Raw genomic sequence first — 19,163 nt, 5'->3', positions numbered from 1 at the left:
GCCGTCTGGCCGGTGCGACTCGTGGTCGGCGGCCACCAGTAAGCTTTCCGGCATGCCTGATGGAGTGACCCGCGACGGGAAGAGCTACAAGCTCGTCATGTTCGACCTCGACGATACCCTCGCCCCGTCGAAGACCCCGATGAGCGACGAGATGGTCGGCTTGTTCACCGATCTACTCGCCACGTCGATGGTGTGCATCATCTCCGGCGGACAGTACGGTCAGTTCCAGTCGCAGGTCCTCGACCGACTCGGCGACTTCCCCGACAAGGCCAATCTGCATCTGATGCCGACCAACGGCACCCGCTACATCCGCTGGTCGGGCACCGAGTGGGAGACGGTGTACGCCGAAGACCTCTCGACCGAGCAGAAGGACGAGGCGCTGCGCGTCGTCGAAGAGGGCGCGCGGTCACTCGGACTGTGGGAGTCCGAGACGTGGGGCCCGATCCTCGAGGACCGCGGCAGTCAGATCACGTTCTCGGCGCTCGGCCAGTCCGCGCCGGTCGACGCGAAAGCCGCATGGGACCCGGACGGCCGCAAGAAGGAAGCGCTGCGCGCCTACGCTGCCGAACGGCTCCCCGAACTCGAGGTCCGCAGCGGCGGGTCCACGTCGGTCGACATCACCGCGAAGGGCATCGACAAGGCGTTCGGCGCCCGCCGTCTCACGGAGATCCTCGACCTGGGCATCGCCGACATCCTGTTCTACGGGGACCGTCTCGACGAGGGCGGAAACGACCGCCCCGTGGCCGACCTCGGTATCGACTCCGTGCAGGTGCACGGCTGGGAAGACACGTTCGGAAAGCTAGGGGCGGTCGTCCGCCGCTCAGTCGCCGACGGGCGCCGCGACTGAAGTTCTCGTCGTGCAGGGTTCTCGTCGAGCGGGGTTCTAGTCGAGCAGGCTGTCCCGGAGCGACGCGATGTCGCCGTCGGTCAGTTTCAGTCCGTCGCGGATGTAGGCGTCCATCGAGCCGTACTTCTTCTCCGCCGCCCGGTACGACGCGTCCAGCCAGCCGATGGTCACACCATTGAGGACGTCGTTCGATACCGCGTGTCGGTAGTGGTTCGACGCGAGATAGTCGGCGTTGATCGTGGCACGGTCGACGCCGAGGATGGTGAGCACGATCGCCGTCGTCCAGCCGGTTCGGTCCTTGCCCGCTGAGCAGTGGTAGAGCGTCGTGCCGCCGTCGGCTGCGGTGTCTTTGATCGCGAGGATCGCTTCGCGGTACTGGGTGCGGGCGTTGGCGTCGGTGACGAACGCGCGGTACGCCTGGTCCAGGTCGACGAGGGCGACGGGAGAGACCTGCCCGAGAATGTCGGCGTCGACGGTCGTGACGCCTGCGAACTTCTTGTTCGGCTGGACGGTCTTCTCGATGCCGGTACGCAGGTCGACGACGGTCTTCAATCCGCGCTTGTCGAGTGTGGCGCGGTCGGCGGCGGTCAGTTTAGAGAGGTTGTCGCTGCGCAGGATCAGGTCGTTGACCCGCTTGCCGTCCTCGCCAACGTAGCCGGCGAGGGTACGGGTGTTCTCGGTGCCTGTCAGGCCGATTTCGCGATCCGGGGTGATGACTGTCGACGGTGTCGACGCAGTCACGCCAGGCGCCGCGTTGGCGGCGGGAGCCGCGACCGTGATGGGTGCGGCGACCAGCGCGCTCGACAAGGCGATCATCGCGACACGGCGACGGGCGAGACCGGGTCGAGCCGATTGGGGAACCGTGGGAGAGAGGCGGGAATTCATGACGACCATCATGCGCCGCGAGTGGTCGTCGCGCTCGTCGACCCCGCGGAACGGCACGGAATGCGTCGGGGGACAATTGACACCATTGGTGACGAGGGGCGACCACCCACTGCCAACCCGCCTCGTGCGCACTCACCTACTGCGAGACCAACTACTGCGAGAGGAGCGCCGGTGTCCGAACTGGTGCCGTTGAAAGTGCAACTCGTGGCGGCGACCCAGTTCACTGCCCCGGCCGACATCGACTGGAGCACGGACGCCGACGGCAGTGAAGCGCTCATCGAGTTCGCGGGACGCGCCTGCTACGAGAGCTGGGACAAGCCGAATCCGCGTACCGCGACCAACGCCGGATACCTGCGGCACGTCCTCGAAGTGGGCCACACGTCGCTGTTCGAGCACGCGACCGTCACGTTCTACATCACCGGTATCTCGCGGTCGTGCACTCACGAATTGATCCGGCATCGGCACTTCTCGTATTCGCAGCTGTCCCAACGGTTCGTGCCCGAGCACGACTCCAACGTCGTCGCGCCGCCCGCGGTCCGCGGCGACGCGCGGTTGGAGGAACTGTTCGTCAAAGCGACCGACGCGTCGCGTGAGGCGTACAGCGAACTCCTCGCGGAACTCGAGACGAAGTTCGAAGACGTGCCGAACGCGATCTTGCGCCGCAAACAGGCGAGGCAGGCCGCGCGTTCGGTGCTGCCCAACGCGACGGAGACCCGGGTCGTGGTGACCGGCAACTATCGCGCGTGGCGCCACTTCATCGGCATGCGCGCCACCGAGCACGCCGACGTCGAGATCCGGCAGCTCGCCGTCGAATGTCTGCGGCACCTCGTCGACGTCGCGCCGACCGCCTTCGGCGACTTCGAGATCGGCGAACTGGCCGATGGATCGCACGTCGCGACATCCCCGTTCGTTTTCGAGGGCTGATACCGGCCGGACGTCGTTGTACCGGTAGCCTGAGCGGCATGGATTCGGTTGACGCTGGGCGCGTGGAACACCCGTTCGGAACAGTATCGGTGGCGATGGTGACACCCTTCACTCCGGAAGGGAAGGTCGACTACGACAAGGCCGCCGAGCTCGCCGACCACCTCGTCGCCGGGGGGTGCGACGGACTCGTCGTCTCCGGAACCACAGGTGAATCGCCGACGACGACCGTCCCGGAGAAGAATGAGCTCCTGAAAGTAGTGCTCGACGCGGTCGGCGACCGCGCCCGCATCGTGCAGGGCGCAGGCAGCTACGACACCGCCGAGACCGTCCGCCGCGCCCACGACTCCGCCGACCTCGGCGCGCACGGTCTCCTGATCGTCACCCCGTACTACAGCAAGCCGCCGCAGTCGGGCGTCTACGCCCACTTCAAGGCCGTCGCCGAAGCCACCGACCTGCCCGTCATGCTCTACGACATCCCGGGGCGCTCTGTCGTTCCGATCGCAACCGACACGATTCTCCGGCTCGCCGAGTTGCCGACGATCCGCGCCGTCAAGGACGCCAAGGGCGACCTGCACGCCGCCGCGAAGATTCTGGCCGCCACCGACCTCGAATTCCTGTCCGGCGAAGACGCACTCAACCTTCCGTGGCTGTCGATTGGCGCGAGCGGGTTCGTCAGCGTCATCGGGCACCTGGTCCCGGGGCGTCTTCGCGACCTGCGTGACGCCGTCGCAGCGGGCGACCTCGCACACGCGCGCCGTCTCGCCGAATCGATGGCTCCGCTCGTCGACGCGATGGGCCGCCTCGGCGGTGTCACCATGGTGAAAGCCGGTCTTCGGATCGCGGGATTGGATGTCGGTGATCCGAGACTCCCCCAAGTGCCCGCCGACGGGCCTCAAATCGAAGCGCTCATCGCAGATCTGCGCACTGCGGAGGTGATCTCCTGATGTCCGGAGCACAACGTCGTCGTCGCGCCGGCCGCCCGGCCGGACCGCCCGTCGAGAATCAGCCCCCACGCGAGAAGCCGGTCGAGGCGCAACCGGTCGAGAAGCGGGCCGCATCCGAGAACCAGACTCAAGCTCCCCAAACTCAAGCACCCCAAACTCAAGCCGCCAAGAAGCAGGGCGCCGCCAAGAAGCAGGGCGGATCCAAGAAGAGGGCGGACAAGCCGACGAAGAAGTCCGGTAAGTCCTCGGTCTCCGAAGCCACCGGTATCGGTGTCACCGGCGACATTCTCGACCGCCTCGGTCGCCCGCCCGCGCTGGCGAAGGGCGGCCTGCGTGTCGTCGCTCTCGGCGGAATCGGCGAGATCGGTCGCAACATGACCGTCTTCGAGTACGGCGGCAAGCTGCTCATCGTCGACTGTGGTGTGTTGTTCCCGGAAGACCAGCAGCCGGGCGTCGACCTGATCCTGCCCGACTTCAGTTACATCGAGAACCGGATGGACGACGTCGAAGCCGTCGTACTCACGCACGGTCACGAAGACCACATCGGTGCGGTGCCGTTCCTGTTGAAGCTGCGCGCCGACATCCCTGTCGTCGGGTCGCGGTTCACGCTGGCGCTCGTCGCGGCGAAGTGCCGTGAACACCGACTGCGCCCGACGCTCGTCCAGGTCGTCGAGGGAGATCGCCAGAGCTACGGCGACTTCGACTGCGAGTTCTTCGCCGTCAACCACTCGATCCCGGATGCGATCGCCGTCGCGATCCGCACCGCGGCAGGCACCGTGCTCCACACCGGCGACATCAAGCTCGACCAGCTGCCGCTCGACAATCGACTGACCGACCTCGCAGGCTTCTCGCGGCTCGGCGACGAGGGCGTCGACCTGTTCCTCGTCGACTCGACCAACGCCGAAGTGCCGGGATTCGTGACGCCCGAGCGGGACATCGGCGGCGTTCTCGACACGGTCATCGGCAAAGCGCGCCAGCGCGTTATCGTCGCGTCGTTCGCGAGCCACGTGCACCGCATCCAGCAGATCGTCGACGTCGCGCACCGGCACGGGCGTCGAGTCACGTTCGTCGGCCGATCGATGGTCCGCAACATGGAGATTGCGCAGGATCTCGGCTATCTGTCGGTGCCCGAAGGCGTCGTCGTCGACATGGACACCGCGGCGACGCTGCCGGATCACCGCCTGGTGCTCATCTCGACCGGGTCGCAGGGCGAGCCGCTGTCGGCGCTGTCGCGGATGGCACGTGGCGAACACCGTCAGATCAACATCCGCGCCAACGACCTCGTGGTCCTCGCGTCGTCGTTGATCCCGGGCAACGAGAACTCGGTGTTCGCGGTCGTCAACGGGTTGTCCAAGCGTGGCGCAACCGTCGTCACCCAGGCGAGCGCGAAGGTTCACGTGTCCGGGCACGCGTCGGCGGGTGAGTTGCTGTACCTCTACAACGCGGTTCGTCCGTCCAACGCGATGCCGGTACACGGCGAGTGGCGGCACCTGCGTGCCAATGCGGCACTGGCCGAGGCGACCGGCGTCCCGTCCGACCGCATCGTGATAGCGGAGGACGGCGTGGTCGTCGACCTCGTCGACGGTCGCGCGCAGATCACCGGTCGCATTCCCGTCGGACACGTGTACGTGGACGGACTGTCGGTCGGCGACGTCGGCGAATCGACCCTGTCGGATCGTCTCGTCCTCGGCGAAGGCGGATTCATCGCGATCACGGTTGCCGTCGACACTGCCACCGGTCGCGCGCTGAGCGCGCCTGCGGTGAGCGGACGCGGATTCTCCGACGATCCGGATGCGCTTTCGGGCGCGGCGGTCATCGTCGACAATGCGCTCACTGAACTGGCGAACGAGGGTGTCACGGACACCCATCGGATTGCCCAGGGCGTCCGCCGCGCCGTCGGACGCTGGGTCGCGGGCAAGTACCGTCGCAGGCCGATGATCGTGCCGAACGTGATCGCTGTGGGCGAGGACGACTGATGTCGCAGGCGAGGGCCGAACGGGCTGCGCTCGTCGAGACCATGGGCGCGCTCGGGCCGGACGTGCCCACCATGTGCGACGGGTGGACCGCCCGCGACCTCGCCGTTCACCTGATCTTGCGGGAACGCAGGCCGGACGCGGCTCTGGGCATGTTCGTGCCCGCGCTCGCCGGCTATACGCGTTCGGTGGAACGCAGGTACGCGGGCAAGCCGTGGCCGGACCTGTTGCAGACGGTCCTCGACGGGCCACCCTGGTACTCGCCGTTCCGTCCGCTCGACTCGGTGCTCAACCTCGCCGAGATGTTCGTGCACCACGAGGACGTACTGCGCGGGGGAGCGGATCCGACTGGACCGTTCCTGCCACGCAAGTTGTCTCCTGCGCTCGAACGCGCGTTGGAGCGGCCGCTGAAACTGGTCGCTCGCGGCACGCTGCGATCCTCGCCCGCCCGTGTCACCCTCGGGTCGGTCGACGGCCGCGAACTGCTAACTGCCGGACGCGGTGAGGCCGTCACCGTCACCGGCACCACCGGCGAACTGCTCCTGTGGGCGTTCGGGCGCGCGCCCGCGGACGTGAAGATTACCGGCCCGGAGGCGGCCGTGCAGGCGCTGTCCGCCGATGACCGGTCGGTGTAGACGCGCGCAGAAGTCGCGGTGTTGACCCGTCCGGTCTGTCCTCGAACGTCACGAATTCGACACGACAGCCCTCGAACATGTGTTGCGGGTGTGACTGTTGTGATTGATGGGCACTAGGGTAGTGGCCATGGCTTCAGAAGCAACCACGCGTCGTCGTGCGGCTGCCGGTACCTCGCGAGGCGGCAGCGCCGGTACGCGCACGTCCGGAGACCGCGCGAACACGAGCCGGAAGCCCCCGACCAAGCGACAGACCGCCGGCAAGACTCAGGCAGGCAGCAAGGGGCAGAGCGCACGCAAAACGTCGTCGGGACGTGCCGCTCCGCGGACCGCGACCCGCTCGGCGGACATGCACCGGCCGTCGGCCGTCGCGACGGCGGGGCACGGCGTCGCATCCGCATGGACGATGGCGGCCCGCGGCGTCGGCAGTCTGGCCCGCATCGGAGCACATCGCGACGACACGCCGGCGCCGCGCCGCGACGGTGCGGCGTTCGCGCTCCTCCTGGTGGGCGTCGTCATCGCCGTCGGCGTCTGGTTCCACGCGCTCGGGCCCGTCGGCGCATTCATCGACACCCTGGTTCGCGCGGCGATCGGCTCCCTCGCCGTGGTCGCGCCCGTGGCCTTCGCCGCGTGGGGGATCGGCCTCATGCGCCTGGCACCGAACGTCGATCGACGCGTCCGCAACATCGGCGGCACGGTGCTGCTCGCAATCGCAGTGCTCGGCATGACGCACCTCATCCAAGGCGCCCCGGTCGACTACGACGGGCGCGCACACGCAGGCGGCTTCACCGGGTACGCCGTCGGCGGGCCGTTGACGGACGCAGTCACCGTCTGGCTGTCCGTACCGGTCTATCTGCTATGCGCGGCCTTCGGTGTGCTCGCGCTCAGCGGTCACACCCTGCGCGAAGTGATCGGCGGCGCATCGGACTACCTCGGGCTCACACGTGACTACGACTACGACGAGTACGGGGACGACTACGACGAGTACGGGGACGGGGAGTTCGACGAGGACGAGTACGAGGACAGGGATTTCGAGGACGACGGGGACGGGGAGTACGAGGAGGGGGAGTTCGACGAAGAGGAAGCGGACGGACGCCTTGAGTCCGCAGCTGACGCACCGTTCGACGCCGACAGCGATTACGGAGACCCGTACGACAACTACCCGCCCGACGAGCGGCGCCGACCCCAGCAGCGCCGACCCAAACAGGACCGATCCCACGAGGGCCGATCCCACGAGGGCCGCGCGGCACAGCGTCGTGACCGGATTGAGCGGAACGCCGCCGAGCGATCGGCGCGTTCGCGGCCGTCGGCTCACGACCGCGCCTCTCGGACGTCGCCGTCCGCGGTGCGACGCACCGCGGGCCAGGACCGTGACGCGCACATGGCCGACATGATGACCGAGCCGATCGTGCCCGACCTGGAGGTCACCGAGCCGATCGGTCTACTCGCCCCCGAGCCGGAGCCGGTGCCGCGCCGGACGCGCCGTGCTCCCGCACCGGTGGCGGAGAAGCCCGCAGCCTCTGCACCTGCGCGCGCTGCCGCACCGACGTCCGACGGCGACTACGAACTGCCGCCGACCGACCTGCTGATCGCGGGCGATCCGCCGAAGATGGGCAGCGCCGCGAATGACGACATGATCGACCGGATCCAGTCCGTCCTCGACCAGTTCAAGATCGACGCCGCCGTCACCGGGTACACCCGGGGGCCGACCGTCACCCGCTACGAAGTGGAACTAGGCCCGGCGGTCAAGGTCGAGAAGATCACCCAGCTGCAGCGCAACATCTCGTACGCCGTCGCCACCGACAACGTCCGTCTCCTCGCACCGATCCCCGGCAAGTCGGCCGTCGGCATCGAGGTGCCGAACTCCGACCGCGAGATGGTGCGTCTGGCCGACGTTCTCGAGAGCCCGAAGATCGCCCTCGACGAGCACCCGTTGATGATCGGTCTCGGCAAAGACATCGAAGGCGACTTCGTCGGTGCGAACCTCGCGAAGATGCCGCATCTGCTCGTCGCCGGTTCCACCGGATCGGGCAAGTCGAGTTTCGTCAACTCGATGCTCGTGTCGATCCTGGCGCGCGCGAAGCCCGACGACGTGCGGATGATCCTGATCGACCCGAAGATGGTGGAGCTGACGCCGTACGAGGGCGTCCCACACCTGATCACGCCGATCATCACCGAGCCCAAGAAGGCTGCGGCCGCGCTCGCGTGGCTGGTGGAGGAGATGGAGCAGCGTTACCAGGATATGAAGGCGTCCCGCGTGCGGCACATCAACGACTTCAACGCGAAGGTGCGGTCCGGGGAGATCACCACGCCGCTCGGCTCCGAACGCGTGTACAAGCCGTACCCGTACATCGTGGCGATCGTCGACGAGCTGGCCGACCTGATGATGACCGCGCCCCGCGACGTCGAGGACGCCATCGTCCGCATCACGCAGAAGGCTCGTGCCGCGGGCATCCACCTGGTGCTCGCGACGCAGCGGCCGTCGGTAGACGTCGTCACCGGCCTGATCAAGACCAACGTCCCGTCCCGCCTCGCGTTCGCGACCAGCTCCCTCACCGACTCGCGCGTCATCCTCGACCAGCCGGGCGCTGAGAAGCTCATCGGCATGGGCGACGGCCTGTTCCTGCCGATGGGTGCGAACAAGCCCATCCGCATGCAGGGCGCGTTCATCACGGACGAGGAGATCTCGGCCGTCGTCGAGTTCACCAAGGAGCAGTCCGAGCCGGAGTACACCGAGGGCGTCACCGCGGCGAAGGCGTCGGACAAGAAGAACATCGACGCCGACATCGGCAATGATCTCGACGACCTGCTGCAGGCCATCGAGCTCGTCGTCTCCAGTCAGTTCGGATCGACGTCGATGCTGCAACGCAAGCTCCGTGTCGGCTTCGCCAAGGCAGGCCGACTGATGGATCTGATGGAGACGCGCGGCGTCGTCGGACCGAGCGAAGGATCCAAGGCGCGCGAGGTCCTGGTGAAGCCCGAAGACCTCGCGGGGGTGATCGCATCGGTCACCGGTGGCGGGGACAGCGATCCGTCCGTAGACTGACGAACGATCAATGAGGGGAGTATCCCCGACTCGATGACGACCCCGTCAATACGGCCGACGCAGCGGATCCGCCGATCGGATCTGCCGCCGACATCCCGGGGCGTCGCCGCCGGTGCAGCGCACCGCGGTGGGAGAGACCTCTGGCATCGCACACGCGCTAGTGCACGCTGGAGGTAATTCTATGAACGTATCGTTGACCACCTGGCTCATCACCGGGGCGGTGATCTTGGGCCTGTTCGTCTTCGACTTCTTCGCCCACGTCAAGACGCCGCACGAGCCGACCCTCCGCGAATCCGGATTCTGGTCGACCGTCTACATCACCATCGCCGTGATCTTTGGCGGCTACATCTGGTGGCAATGGGGATCGACGTACGGTGGCGAGTACTTCGCCGGTTACGTCACCGAGAAGGCGCTCTCGGTCGACAACCTGTTCGTCTTCGTCGTCATCATGACCAAGTTCGCCGTCCCCCGGATCTACCAGCAGAAGGTGCTGCTCCTCGGCATCGTGATGGCGCTGGTGATGCGCGGCGCGTTCATCGCCGTCGGCGCCGCGGCGATCAACGCTTACAGCTGGGTCTTCTACCTGTTCGGCCTGTTCCTGCTGCTGACCGCCGTCAAACTGCTGCGGGAGAGCGACGATCCGGTCGAACACGAGAAGGAACGCGAAGGCCGGCTGGAACGCCTCGTCAAGAAGGTGTTCCGCGCGAGTGACACGTACGACGGCGACAAGCTCGTCACCCGGGTCGACGGGCGACGAATGATCACCCCGCTCCTCCTGGTGCTCGTCGTCATCGGGTTCACCGACGTCCTGTTCGCGCTCGACTCGATCCCCGCGATCTACGGGCTCACCCAGGAGCCGTACCTCGTGTTCACCGCGAACGCGTTCGCGCTGATGGGGCTGCGCCAGCTGTACTTCCTGCTCGGCGGGCTGCTCGACAAGCTCATCTACCTGTCGTACGGGCTGTCGCTGATCCTCGCCTTCATCGGCATCAAGCTCGTGCTGCACGCACTGCACGAGAACACGCTCGGCTTCATCAACGGGGGGGAGCACGTCGCCGTGCCGGAGATCTCGACCGGGCTGTCGCTCGGCGTCATCGGCGGAACCCTCCTCGTGACCACGGTCGCGAGTCTGGTGGTGTCGAAGCGTAGGGCAGGCGCGGACAGCTGATCCGCGGTCAGAACGGTCCGTAGACCTGCTTCCATTCACGGACGGTGACGGTGGCGATCGCGGCGACCGCGGCGAACGGGTCGCCCGCCAGAACGGCGCGCGCCGCGGTCTCGTCGTCGGCGACGATCATTAGCGCAGCGCCCGAACCGTCCGTGAACGGACCGACGTACAACAGGTCGCCCGCTTCGTGCAGGCGGCCGAGGAACTCTCGGTGTGCCGGGCGGTGCTCGTCGCGGACCGTAGCGGCTTCGGGTGCGTACGTGTACTCGACATGGAAGGTCGACATGGGAGATGCTCCTGGGTCTCGGAAGTCGGGGGGGTCTCGGAAGTCGGGGGCGGGTGACCCCATCGCTTGGGTCCTCGTCTACAGGTTCCTCGTCTACACGTTCGCGTCTACAGATGGGCGAGCATGCGGGTATTGCCGAGGGTGTTCGGTTTCACGAAGCTCAGATCAAGGAACTCGGCGACACCGGTGTCGTACGAGCGGGTCATTTCCTCGTACACCTCTCTGGTGACGGGTGTGCCGTCGATCTCCACGAACCCATGACGGGAGAAGAAGGCCGTCTCGAAGGTGAGGACGAAGACGCGTTCGAGTTCGAGTTCGCGCGCGACGTCCATGAGGCGGTCCACCACCCGATGGCCGATACCGCGGCCCGCGTGCACCGTGTCGACCGCCACGGTGCGCACTTCCCCGAGGTCGGCCCAGAGCACGTGCAGCGCGCCGCATCCGACGACGAGCCCGTCCTCCTCAGCGACCCAGAACTCGGGAACCGCCTCGTAGAGGGTCACCAGGTTCTTCGCGAGCAGGATCTTGCCCGCATACACGTCGATGAGTTCCTTGATGCGCGGTACGTCCGATGTCCTGGCTCGGCGCACCACGACGTCCACCGGTTCGTCGGAACGGCGGGCGGACACAGACGTGGACATAGGAGTCAACAATAGTCGCAGACAGGGGGAGTCCCCGCGCAGGTCGCGACATCGCGTGCCGATAGGCTTACCACTGTGAGTGAACCCGAACCCCGAGCAGCGGCCGCTCAGACGGCTCCGCCGGTGGTCAATCTCGCGAATGCGCTGACGCTGTTCCGCATCGTGCTGGTGCCGGTGTTCGTGGTCGTGCTGTTCGTCGACGACGGGCACTCAGCGCTGTGGCGGGTCATCGCGTTCCTCGTCTTCGCGGTCGCCGCCATCACCGACCAGATCGACGGCCGCATCGCGCGCAGTTGGAATCTCGTCACCGACTTCGGCAAGATGGCCGATCCGATCGCCGACAAGGCGCTCATCGGCGCGGCACTGCTGGGACTGTCGATCCTCAACGAGCTGCCGTGGTGGGTCACCGTCGTCATCCTCGTCCGTGAGATCGGGGTGACCCTGCTGCGGTTCTGGGTGATCCGGCACGGCGTCATCCCGGCGAGCCGAGGCGGCAAACTCAAGACCCTGCTCCAGTGCTTCGGAATAGGGCTCTTCGTTCTCCCGTTGTACGGGGCACTGCACATCGTGGGCTGGGTCTTCATCGTCGCGGCGGTCGTCGCGACGGTCGTCACTGGACTGGACTACATTTGGCAGGCGATCAGCCTGCGACGCTCCGCGCATGCAGCGGCGACCGATGCGAAATTCCGCTAGGGTCGTCGTCACAGGCTCATGAGAACTATCGGCGACCCGGATGCGGGAGGAACACACGTGACAATCTTGTTGCGCGAAGCGATCGGCGACCAGCTGCGGCGGGTCCGAACCGACCAGGGGCGGACCCTGCGCGAAGTGTCGACGGATGCGCGCGTCTCTCTTGGCTACCTGTCGGAGGTCGAGCGAGGCCAGAAAGAGGCGTCGAGCGAGTTGCTCGCGTCGATCTGCGTCGCGCTCGAGGTTGAGATCGGCGACGTGCTCCGCGACGTGGCAGGTGTCATGAGCCCAGTCGCCGACGCCGTTGTCGAAGTCATCGGATCGCAGGCCGACCGCGCGGCAGCGCTCGCCGCAGCCTGACCCCGTACGCCCGCCAGAGCATCGAATACGAGAAGTTGAGGACAACGTAATGGCGAACCCGTTTGTGAAGGCATGGCGCTACATGATGGCGCTGGGCAACGCGAAGATCGACGAGCACGCCGATCCGAAGGTGCAGATCCAGCAGGCCGTCGAAGAGTCCCAGCGTCAGCACCAGGCTCTCTCACAGCAGGCCGCCGCGGTCATCGGCAACCAGCGCCAGCTGGAGATGCGGCTCAATCGTCAGCTTGAAGAGATCGAGAAGCTTCAGGGCAACACCAGGCAGGCGTTGTCGCTCGCCGACCAGGCCTCCGCCGCGGGCGATGCGGCCAAGGCCACCGAGTACACGAACGCCGCCGAGGCGTTCGCCGCACAGCTCGTCACCGCCGAGCAGAACGTCGAAGACCTCAAGGTGCTGCACGATCAGTCGCTGACTGCGGCCGCGCAGGCGAAGCAGGCCGTCGAACGCAACGCGATGACGCTTCAACAGAAGCTCGCCGAACGCTCCAAGCTGCTCAGCCAGTTGGAGCAGGCCAAGATGCAGGAGCAGGTCAGTGCGTCGCTCAACAGCATGAGTGAGCTGTCCGCACCCGGCAACACCCCGAACCTCGATCAGGTCCGCGACAAAATCGAGCGCCGGTATGCGACCGCGCTCGGCTCGGCCGAGCTCGCGAAGGGATCGGTCAACGGTCGGATGGCCGAGGTCGAGGCCGCGGGCGTCCAGATGGCCGGGCACGCCCGCCTCGAACAGATCCGTGCCAGCATGGGCGGGTCGCTGACTGCGGGCCAGCAGCCTGCCACCGGTCAGGCCGCCACAGGTCAGACGGCCACTGGTCAGACGGCGCCGTCGATCGACACGGAGAAGCACTGACGATCGTCGCGGTCGTCGCCGGCCCCGACGCAGGCCATGCGTTCCCAGCTCTCGGGCTGGCCGCACAGTTCGCCGCCGCGGGCGACGACGCCGTCGTCTACACCGGTACTCGCTGGCTCGCCGACGGTGCGCGGTGCGGAGTCGAGGTTCGGGAGTTGCCCGGGTTGGTGGCGCTTCCGGGCGAGGACGATGAGGACGCGGGGGCGAAACTCAGCGCCCGCGCTGCACGCATGGCTCTCGCGCTCGCCCCGGAACTCGCGGAAGCGGGCGTCGACCTCGTCATCAGCGATGTGATCACCCGGGCCGGAGGGTGGGCCGCCGAACTCGTCGGGATCCCGTGGATCGAACTCTCGCCGCATCCGTTGTACGAGCAGTCGCGGGGCCTCCCGCCGATCGGCGCGGGCATGGACGTCGGAATCGGAGTCCGCGGGCGTCTCCGCGACGTCGCTCTGCGTGTGATGAGCGCGCCCTCGGCGGCGGACGGGCGACGCAGCACGGCGCTCGCTCGCCGAAGCATCGGACTGTCGGACGTTCCCGAACCCGCCGCACGGTTCGTCGCGACCCTGCCGGGTCTGGAAGTGCATCGTCCCGACTGGCCGGCCCGCACTCATGTGATCGGACCGTTGGCGTATGAGCCGACTGACGCCGTCTTCGCGACGCCGGACGGTGGCGGGCCGTTGGTGGTCGTCGCACCGTCGACCGCGAAGAGCGGTGAAGGCGACCTCGGCAAGGCCGCGCTCGACGGGCTCGCCGACCTGGCTCGACGACGGGAGATACGGGTGGTGTATTCGGCGCTGACCCCACCGCCGGATAACGCGGCGACCCCGGACGCCTTCGTCGCGGGCACCGCACGCCAGGACGAGGTCCTGTCCCGCGCGGCGGTCGCGGTCTGCGGGGCGGGCCACGGGATGCTCGCCAAAGCGCTGCTCGCGGGGGTACCGGTCGTCACCGTGCCCGGCGGCGGCGACCAGTGGGAGCTCGCGAACCGCGTACTGCGGGCGGGGTGCGGCGTCGTAGTTCGGCCAGCCGACGCCGGTGCGATCGCGTCGGCGGTGGCCCGTGTGCTCGACGATGACGCCTTCGCTGCGGCGGCCCGCGGTGTCGCGGCGACGAACCACGCGACCGTCGACCCCGTCCGCGTCGCGCACCGGACGCTCGATCGCGCATCGACCACTCGAGAGAGGCGGACTGCACGTGCGGCTGACTGAGTTCACCGAACTGACCGGCCTTGAGTTCGGGCGGCTCCGCGCGGACGCGATGCTCGTTGACCTCGTTCTCGTCGAACTCGGCGGGCGGACCGGAGCCCAGGCGATCGACGACGGCGTCGACCCCCGCGACGTGTGGCGCGCCCTGTGTAGAGAATTCGACGTGCCCCGCGAACGCTGGTGAAAGCACCAGGTCGGGAGGATCCGCCGCTCGGATCTCGGGCGTGTCACTTGCCATCGAACATCTGTTCGTTAAACTGAGGTGGAACCGAACAGCCGCCCGGTGCGTCCGACCTAATATGACGACTACAAGCAGTACGACGACCCAAAACAGCAAGGCGACCAAAAACAGCACGAGCAGCGCTGGGGAGACCAGCGCCGGGGCGGCCGATCGGAGCGGCGCGACGAAATTGTCAGAGGTCGGTTCTACGGTGATCACAGCACCGCGACAATCGGACCCGACCCCGGACGTTCCGCCCGCCGACGCTCCGAGTCCGGAGACCACGGACCCGCCCGACCAGAACGAGGAGACCACGATGGCACCCGTCACCGATCGACAGAAGGCGCTCGATCTCGCGCTCGCGCAGATCGACAAGAACTTCGGCAAGGGCTCGGTCATGCGACTGGGCGAAGACACGCGTCCTCCGATGGAGGTCATCCCGACGGGGTCCGTCGCACTCGACATCGCGCTCGGCATCGGCGGACTGCCCCGCGGCCGAGTCGTCGAGGTGTACGGCCCCGAGTCGTCGGGCAAGACGACCGTCGCGCTGCACGCTGTGGCGAACGCACAGGCACAAGGCGGCATCGCGGCGTTCATCGACGCGGAGCACGCACTCGACCCCGACTATGCGGCGAAGCTCGGCGTCGACGTCGACGCGCTCCTCGTGTCGCAGCCGGACACCGGTGAGCAGGCACTGGAGATCGCCGACATGCTGATCCGGTCGGGAGCACTGGACATCCTGGTCATCGACTCGGTCGCCGCGCTGGTGCCCAAGGCCGAGATCGAGGGCGAGATGGGCGACAGCCATGTCGGCCTGCAGGCTCGACTGATGAGCCAGGCGTTGCGCAAGATGACGTCCGGCCTCAATAACTCGAACACCACCGCGGTCTTCATCAACCAGTTGCGCGAGAAGATCGGCGTCATGTTCGGTTCGCCCGAGACCACGACCGGCGGAAAAGCGCTCAAGTTCTATGCGTCGGTCCGCCTGGACGTGCGCCGCATCGAGACCCTCAAGGACGGCACCGACGCAGTCGGTAACCGGACCCGTGTGAAGGTCGTCAAGAACAAGGTCGCTCCGCCGTTCAAACAGGCCGAGTTCGACATCCTGTACGGCCACGGCATCAGCCGCGAAGGCTCGCTGATCGATCTCGGCGTTGCCGAGGGCTTCATCCGCAAGTCTGGCTCGTGGTTCACCTACGAGGGCGATCAGCTCGGCCAGGGCAAGGAGAAGGCGCGCACCTTCCTCATCGAGAACCCCGATATCGCTGACGAGATCGAGACCAAGATCAAAGACAAGCTCGGTATCGGTCGCCGCCCGGAAGTCGACGCCGAAGCGGTCGCCCCCGAACCCGTCGACTTCTGACTCCAGTCATGGGGGATAGGGGCCCGACGGACGCCGTCACGGGGGAGAAGCACTCTCGCGAACCTCGATCCGCTGGCTCGGGCCCGTCCGCCTGGGACGCCGCACTGCGGCTCCTCGGCGCGCGGGCCCGCAGTCGTCAGGAGATGCATGACCGTCTCGTGTCCCGGGGTTTCACCGAAGACGAGGTGTCGACGACCATGTCACGACTGGACGAGTGCGATCTGCTCGACGACGCCGAGTTCGCTCACGAATGGGTGCAGTCCCGACACGCGCACTCGGCGCGCGGACGCCACGCCCTGCGTCGTGAGCTCGGTGCCAAAGGGATCGACGACGAGATCGTCGCCGACGCACTCGAGACCATCGACCCGGAGGCCGAACGCGACATCGCCTACGCGCTCGCCGAGAAGAAGCTGACGTTCGACGCCGATGACTTGGCAGACCCGAACATCCGGGCCAAGGCGTTCCGGCGACTGTCCGGAGCGCTGGGCCGTCGCGGGTACCCGCCGGACGTGATCACGTCGGTCGTGAAGGACGTGATCACCGCCCGGCGAGAATAGCCGCGGCTCTCTCAGACCGCAGTTATCTCATTCCGTGTCCATCAAGTCGACGGCTTCGGTCGCCGCAGACTTCCGTTTCCCTTCGCGAAGTCGGCGCTCAAGTCGATGCGCCAGCGAGGTGAGGGCGAAGTTGACGATGATCATGATGACTGCCGTGACCATCAGCGCGGGCAGATAGTTGCCGAAGTACGACGCCGTCTTGATACCCGATCGGACCACTTCGATGTAGCCGATCGCGTAGCCGAGCGCACTGTCCTTGAGGGCGATCACCATCTGCGAGACGAGAGCCGGAAGCATCGCGGTGACAGCCTGCGGCAACAGGATCAACCGCATCATCTGCGATTTGCGCATGCCGATCGACTTCGCGGCTTCTGACTGTCCGTTCGGCAGCGACGCGATGCCCGCGCGCAGGATCTCTGCGATCACCGAGCCGTTGTAGAACGTCAAACCGAAGACGACAGCCGCGAACGCGAGCTGTGACGACGGGACGAGCGCGTAGTCGGCGAAGAAGTAGTACGCGAAATAGATGAGGATCAGGACCGGGATGGCGCGGAAGATCTCGACCAGGGCACCGGACACGCCGCGGACCCACCGGTGGTCGGAGAGCCTGCCGACGCCGAGTATTGCGCCGAGGATCAACGCGAACACGATCGAGAGCGCTGCGGCTTTCAACGTGCCCCACAGGCCGGGCAGGATCCACGTCGTCCAGGTTCCGCTCTCGGTGACGAACGGGCTCCACTTCTCGCCGGTCAGCTGTCCGTTGTCCTTCAGGATGAGGACCACGTAGACCACGACGGCGATCAGGATCGCCAGGAAGACGACTGTCGTGATGCGGTTGCGCGCACGAGCCTTCGGGCCGGGCGCATCGTAAAGGACTGTCGATTCGTCGCTCATCGTCGAACCACCCATCGCTTGGCCGCCCAGCCGAAGATCGCGCCTTCGGCGAGCGTGATGATCATGAATCCGACGGCGATGATGGCGAAGATCGCCAAGATCTGGCTGCCGTTGCTCTCCAGTTCGGTCTTCATCAGGAGTGACGCCTCGGCGACGCCGATGATCGACGCGATCGTCGTGTTCTTGGTCAGCGCGATCAGCACCGAACCCATCGGCGCGATGACCGCGCGCATGGCCTGCGGCAGGATCACCAGGCCGAGGACCTGGGGGAACGACATGCCGATCGATCGGGCGGCCTCCGCCTGCCCGATGGGCACCGTGTTGATGCCCGAGCGCAGCGTCTCACAGACGAACGTCGCCGTGTAGAGGACGAACGCGAGGATGGCGAGCCGGAAGTTGTTGTTCTCGATGAACGACGAATCGTCGGCGGCCAACGCCAGCCCGAGGTTCTGGTACAGGCCGATCGAGCAGAACAGCACGATCAACGTGAGCGGCGTGTTGCGGACGATGTTGACGTAGACCGTCGCGAATCCTCGCATCACCGGGACCGGCGACACCTTCATCGCGGCGAGAATCGTGCCCCATACGAGTGCGCCGATGCCGGAATAGATGGTGAGTTTGATCGTCAGCCAGAATGCGGGCCACAGCTGTGGACCCATCGAGTCCCAGAGTTCACTCATTACGCGACTCCTTCACACGGTGTCGACGGTGCGGTGACGAACTCGAGATCGCCGACGTCGGGCTCCAGTTTGTACTGGGAGTCGGGTTGGTTCGCGCGGTCGACGAACGCGTCGATGTCCTTGTCGCCGAGGTTCTCGCGCAACGCGGCCTCCCACGGCGACTCGCCGCCGGCGGGGGCGACCAACATCGCCTTGATCGCCCGGTTGGCGGCTTCGACGGCCTCCGGATACTCCTTGGCCATGCCGATGCCGTACCGCTCGGTGGAGAACGGGGCGCCGGCCTTCTTGAATGCGTCCTTGACGCACGCGTCGTTGGGGTACGTCATGGCGACGAGCTTGAACTCGTCCGGGTACCAGTTGGAGTAGCCGGCGAGAATAGTCTCGTCGGTGGTGAGCGCGTCGACCTTGCCGCGGCGCAGCGCCTCGACGCAGGAGGAGTAGGTGTCGTACTCCTGGAGCTGAACGCCGGGCAGCTGGGCTTTCACATTCTGTGCGGACGTCGAACCGGTCACCGAGCAGAGTTTGCGGCCGTTGTTGAGGTCTTCCAAGGAGTTCAACGTTTCGTCGTCCTCTCGAACCAGCAGACCCTGATAGGTGACGAGGTACGGACCGGCGAAGTCGACCTTCGACGAGCGGTCCTTGTTGATCGAGTAGGTGGCGGCGATCATGTCGACCTCGCCGTTGCCGATGAGCGTCTCGCGCTGGGCGGAGGGGGTCTCGCGCCAGGTGATCGTCGGGTGGTCGACGCCCATCTCGTCGGCGATGTGGTTCACCACGTACTCCGACACGGCGGCGTCGAACCCGATGATCGACCCGTCCGGTTTCTGCAGGCCCATGCCGGGCTGGTCGTACTTGGTGCCCAGGATCACCTTGCCGTCGCGGATCGAGTCGAGCAGATTCCGTGCGTCGGAGCTGCCGCACGCGGCCAGGACGGCGGCCAGCAACGCCATCACCACGACGAGGGCCGACGTTCTTCGCAT

20 protein-coding genes are annotated in these 19,163 nt (G+C 66.7%); 14 read left to right on the top strand and 6 right to left on the bottom strand.

The window, feature by feature from the left end:
- The first annotated feature begins 52 nt into the window (after nucleotides 1-52).
- Nucleotides 53-847, top strand: coding sequence for an HAD-IIB family hydrolase (locus tag L5G33_RS06680; protein ID WP_236997379.1), 795 nt, complete (start codon nucleotides 53-55; stop codon nucleotides 845-847).
- A gap of 36 nt (nucleotides 848-883) precedes the next feature.
- Here the strand turns inward: L5G33_RS06680 and L5G33_RS06675 are convergent, their stop codons facing one another.
- On the bottom strand, nucleotides 884-1,732 hold the full coding sequence (locus tag L5G33_RS06675; RefSeq protein ID WP_236997378.1) for a tyrosine-protein phosphatase: 849 nt from the start codon (nucleotides 1,730-1,732) through the stop codon (nucleotides 884-886).
- Between the two features lie 171 nt (nucleotides 1,733-1,903).
- Here L5G33_RS06675 and thyX point away from each other — a divergent pair, with 171 nt between their 5' ends.
- The 6 genes from thyX (at nucleotide 1,904) to L5G33_RS06645 (ending at nucleotide 10,419) form a co-directional block, all read left to right on the top strand.
- Nucleotides 1,904-2,656 carry an FAD-dependent thymidylate synthase gene (gene thyX / locus L5G33_RS06670; RefSeq protein WP_236997377.1) on the top strand — a complete coding sequence of 251 codons (753 nt, stop codon included), beginning with the start codon at nucleotides 1,904-1,906 and terminating at the stop codon, nucleotides 2,654-2,656.
- Nucleotides 2,657-2,694: 38 nt separating this feature from the next.
- Complete coding sequence (gene dapA / locus L5G33_RS06665; RefSeq protein WP_236997376.1) at nucleotides 2,695-3,600, top strand: 4-hydroxy-tetrahydrodipicolinate synthase; 906 nt, start codon at nucleotides 2,695-2,697, stop codon at nucleotides 3,598-3,600.
- Entirely contained in the window at nucleotides 3,600-5,576 is a 1,977-nt protein-coding gene (locus L5G33_RS06660) for a ribonuclease J (protein ID WP_236997375.1), read from the top strand. Before dapA ends, L5G33_RS06660 begins: the two co-directional genes overlap by 1 nt.
- Nucleotides 5,576-6,208, top strand: a complete 633-nt coding sequence (locus L5G33_RS06655) for a TIGR03085 family metal-binding protein (RefSeq protein WP_236997374.1) — start codon at nucleotides 5,576-5,578, stop codon at nucleotides 6,206-6,208. Before L5G33_RS06660 ends, L5G33_RS06655 begins: the two co-directional genes overlap by 1 nt.
- Before the next feature lie 127 nt (nucleotides 6,209-6,335).
- The gene (locus L5G33_RS06650; RefSeq protein WP_236997373.1) at nucleotides 6,336-9,251 is read left to right on the top strand and encodes a DNA translocase FtsK; all 2,916 of its coding nucleotides are present in this window, start codon (nucleotides 6,336-6,338) and stop codon (nucleotides 9,249-9,251) included.
- 181 nt (nucleotides 9,252-9,432) lie between these two features.
- Entirely contained in the window at nucleotides 9,433-10,419 is a 987-nt protein-coding gene (locus L5G33_RS06645; protein ID WP_236997372.1) for a TerC family protein, read from the top strand.
- A 7-nt stretch (nucleotides 10,420-10,426) separates the two neighbouring features.
- On the opposite strand, the gene L5G33_RS06640 is transcribed toward L5G33_RS06645, so the two are convergent.
- Together L5G33_RS06640 and L5G33_RS06635 are read right to left on the bottom strand one after the other, a co-directional pair.
- On the bottom strand, nucleotides 10,427-10,705 hold the full coding sequence (locus tag L5G33_RS06640; RefSeq protein WP_236997371.1) for a YciI family protein: 279 nt from the start codon (nucleotides 10,703-10,705) through the stop codon (nucleotides 10,427-10,429).
- A gap of 107 nt (nucleotides 10,706-10,812) precedes the next feature.
- Nucleotides 10,813-11,346: an amino-acid N-acetyltransferase gene (locus L5G33_RS06635; protein ID WP_236997370.1), complete on the bottom strand. Its 534-nt coding sequence runs from the start codon at nucleotides 11,344-11,346 to the stop codon at nucleotides 10,813-10,815.
- A 75-nt stretch (nucleotides 11,347-11,421) separates the two neighbouring features.
- On the opposite strand from L5G33_RS06635, the gene pgsA reads away from it, so the two are divergent.
- From pgsA to L5G33_RS06600, 7 genes are all read left to right on the top strand, one after another.
- The gene (gene pgsA / locus L5G33_RS06630) at nucleotides 11,422-12,039 is read left to right on the top strand and encodes a CDP-diacylglycerol--glycerol-3-phosphate 3-phosphatidyltransferase (protein ID WP_236997369.1); all 618 of its coding nucleotides are present in this window, start codon (nucleotides 11,422-11,424) and stop codon (nucleotides 12,037-12,039) included.
- A gap of 57 nt (nucleotides 12,040-12,096) precedes the next feature.
- Nucleotides 12,097-12,396, top strand: coding sequence for a helix-turn-helix domain-containing protein (locus tag L5G33_RS06625; protein WP_236997368.1), 300 nt, complete (start codon nucleotides 12,097-12,099; stop codon nucleotides 12,394-12,396).
- A gap of 49 nt (nucleotides 12,397-12,445) precedes the next feature.
- Nucleotides 12,446-13,264 (top strand): PspA/IM30 family protein, encoded by an 819-nt coding sequence (locus tag L5G33_RS06620; protein ID WP_236997367.1) that lies wholly within the window; start codon nucleotides 12,446-12,448, stop codon nucleotides 13,262-13,264.
- Nucleotides 13,265-13,266: 2 nt separating this feature from the next.
- On the top strand, nucleotides 13,267-14,472 hold the full coding sequence (locus L5G33_RS06615; RefSeq protein ID WP_236997645.1) for a glycosyltransferase: 1,206 nt from the start codon (nucleotides 13,267-13,269) through the stop codon (nucleotides 14,470-14,472).
- Complete coding sequence (locus L5G33_RS06610) at nucleotides 14,459-14,653, top strand: DUF3046 domain-containing protein (RefSeq protein ID WP_236997366.1); 195 nt, start codon at nucleotides 14,459-14,461, stop codon at nucleotides 14,651-14,653. The genes L5G33_RS06615 and L5G33_RS06610 overlap by 14 nt, the downstream gene beginning before the upstream one ends.
- A gap of 352 nt (nucleotides 14,654-15,005) precedes the next feature.
- A complete protein-coding gene (recA, locus tag L5G33_RS06605) occupies nucleotides 15,006-16,052 on the top strand; it encodes a recombinase RecA (RefSeq protein ID WP_236997644.1) in 1,047 nt (348 codons plus the stop codon).
- An 8-nt stretch (nucleotides 16,053-16,060) separates the two neighbouring features.
- Nucleotides 16,061-16,609 carry a regulatory protein RecX gene (locus L5G33_RS06600; RefSeq protein WP_236997365.1) on the top strand — a complete coding sequence of 183 codons (549 nt, stop codon included), beginning with the start codon at nucleotides 16,061-16,063 and terminating at the stop codon, nucleotides 16,607-16,609.
- Nucleotides 16,610-16,636: 27 nt separating this feature from the next.
- Here L5G33_RS06600 and L5G33_RS06595 read toward each other — a convergent pair whose 3' ends face one another.
- The 3 genes from L5G33_RS06595 to L5G33_RS06585 are packed head-to-tail and all read right to left on the bottom strand — an operon-like array spanning nucleotide 16,637 to nucleotide 19,163.
- Nucleotides 16,637-17,503 carry an amino acid ABC transporter permease gene (locus L5G33_RS06595; protein WP_236997364.1) on the bottom strand — a complete coding sequence of 289 codons (867 nt, stop codon included), beginning with the start codon at nucleotides 17,501-17,503 and terminating at the stop codon, nucleotides 16,637-16,639.
- Nucleotides 17,500-18,183: an amino acid ABC transporter permease gene (locus L5G33_RS06590; protein ID WP_236997363.1), complete on the bottom strand. Its 684-nt coding sequence runs from the start codon at nucleotides 18,181-18,183 to the stop codon at nucleotides 17,500-17,502. Before L5G33_RS06590 ends, L5G33_RS06595 begins: the two co-directional genes overlap by 4 nt.
- Nucleotides 18,183-19,163: a glutamate ABC transporter substrate-binding protein gene (locus L5G33_RS06585; RefSeq protein ID WP_372476868.1), complete on the bottom strand. Its 981-nt coding sequence runs from the start codon at nucleotides 19,161-19,163 to the stop codon at nucleotides 18,183-18,185. Before L5G33_RS06585 ends, L5G33_RS06590 begins: the two co-directional genes overlap by 1 nt.

The sequence above is a fragment of the Gordonia liuliyuniae genome (assembly GCF_021738805.1).
In the GTDB taxonomy this organism is placed as follows: Bacteria; Actinomycetota; Actinomycetes; order Mycobacteriales; family Mycobacteriaceae; genus Gordonia; species Gordonia liuliyuniae.
The sequence above is the reverse complement of the archived record's forward strand: the minus strand, read 5'-3'. Positions and strand labels throughout refer to the sequence as shown.

Coding starts and splice junctions, on each gene's coding strand:
- recA (WP_236997644.1), top strand. CDS start 15,006: ATGGCACCCGTCACCGATCGACAGAAGGCGCTCGATCTCGCGCTCGCG.
- L5G33_RS06675 (WP_236997378.1), bottom strand. CDS start 1,732: ATGAATTCCCGCCTCTCTCCCACGGTTCCCCAATCGGCTCGACCCGGT.
- L5G33_RS06595 (WP_236997364.1), bottom strand. CDS start 17,503: ATGAGCGACGAATCGACAGTCCTTTACGATGCGCCCGGCCCGAAGGCT.
- L5G33_RS06600 (WP_236997365.1), top strand. CDS start 16,061: ATGGGGGATAGGGGCCCGACGGACGCCGTCACGGGGGAGAAGCACTCT.
- L5G33_RS06655 (WP_236997374.1), top strand. CDS start 5,576: ATGTCGCAGGCGAGGGCCGAACGGGCTGCGCTCGTCGAGACCATGGGC.
- L5G33_RS06680 (WP_236997379.1), top strand. CDS start 53: ATGCCTGATGGAGTGACCCGCGACGGGAAGAGCTACAAGCTCGTCATG.
- L5G33_RS06590 (WP_236997363.1), bottom strand. CDS start 18,183: ATGAGTGAACTCTGGGACTCGATGGGTCCACAGCTGTGGCCCGCATTC.
- L5G33_RS06650 (WP_236997373.1), top strand. CDS start 6,336: ATGGCTTCAGAAGCAACCACGCGTCGTCGTGCGGCTGCCGGTACCTCG.
- L5G33_RS06645 (WP_236997372.1), top strand. CDS start 9,433: ATGAACGTATCGTTGACCACCTGGCTCATCACCGGGGCGGTGATCTTG.
- L5G33_RS06640 (WP_236997371.1), bottom strand. CDS start 10,705: ATGTCGACCTTCCATGTCGAGTACACGTACGCACCCGAAGCCGCTACG.
- L5G33_RS06635 (WP_236997370.1), bottom strand. CDS start 11,346: ATGTCCACGTCTGTGTCCGCCCGCCGTTCCGACGAACCGGTGGACGTC.
- dapA (WP_236997376.1), top strand. CDS start 2,695: ATGGATTCGGTTGACGCTGGGCGCGTGGAACACCCGTTCGGAACAGTA.
- L5G33_RS06620 (WP_236997367.1), top strand. CDS start 12,446: ATGGCGAACCCGTTTGTGAAGGCATGGCGCTACATGATGGCGCTGGGC.
- L5G33_RS06585 (WP_372476868.1), bottom strand. CDS start 19,163: ATGCGAAGAACGTCGGCCCTCGTCGTGGTGATGGCGTTGCTGGCCGCC.
- L5G33_RS06660 (WP_236997375.1), top strand. CDS start 3,600: ATGTCCGGAGCACAACGTCGTCGTCGCGCCGGCCGCCCGGCCGGACCG.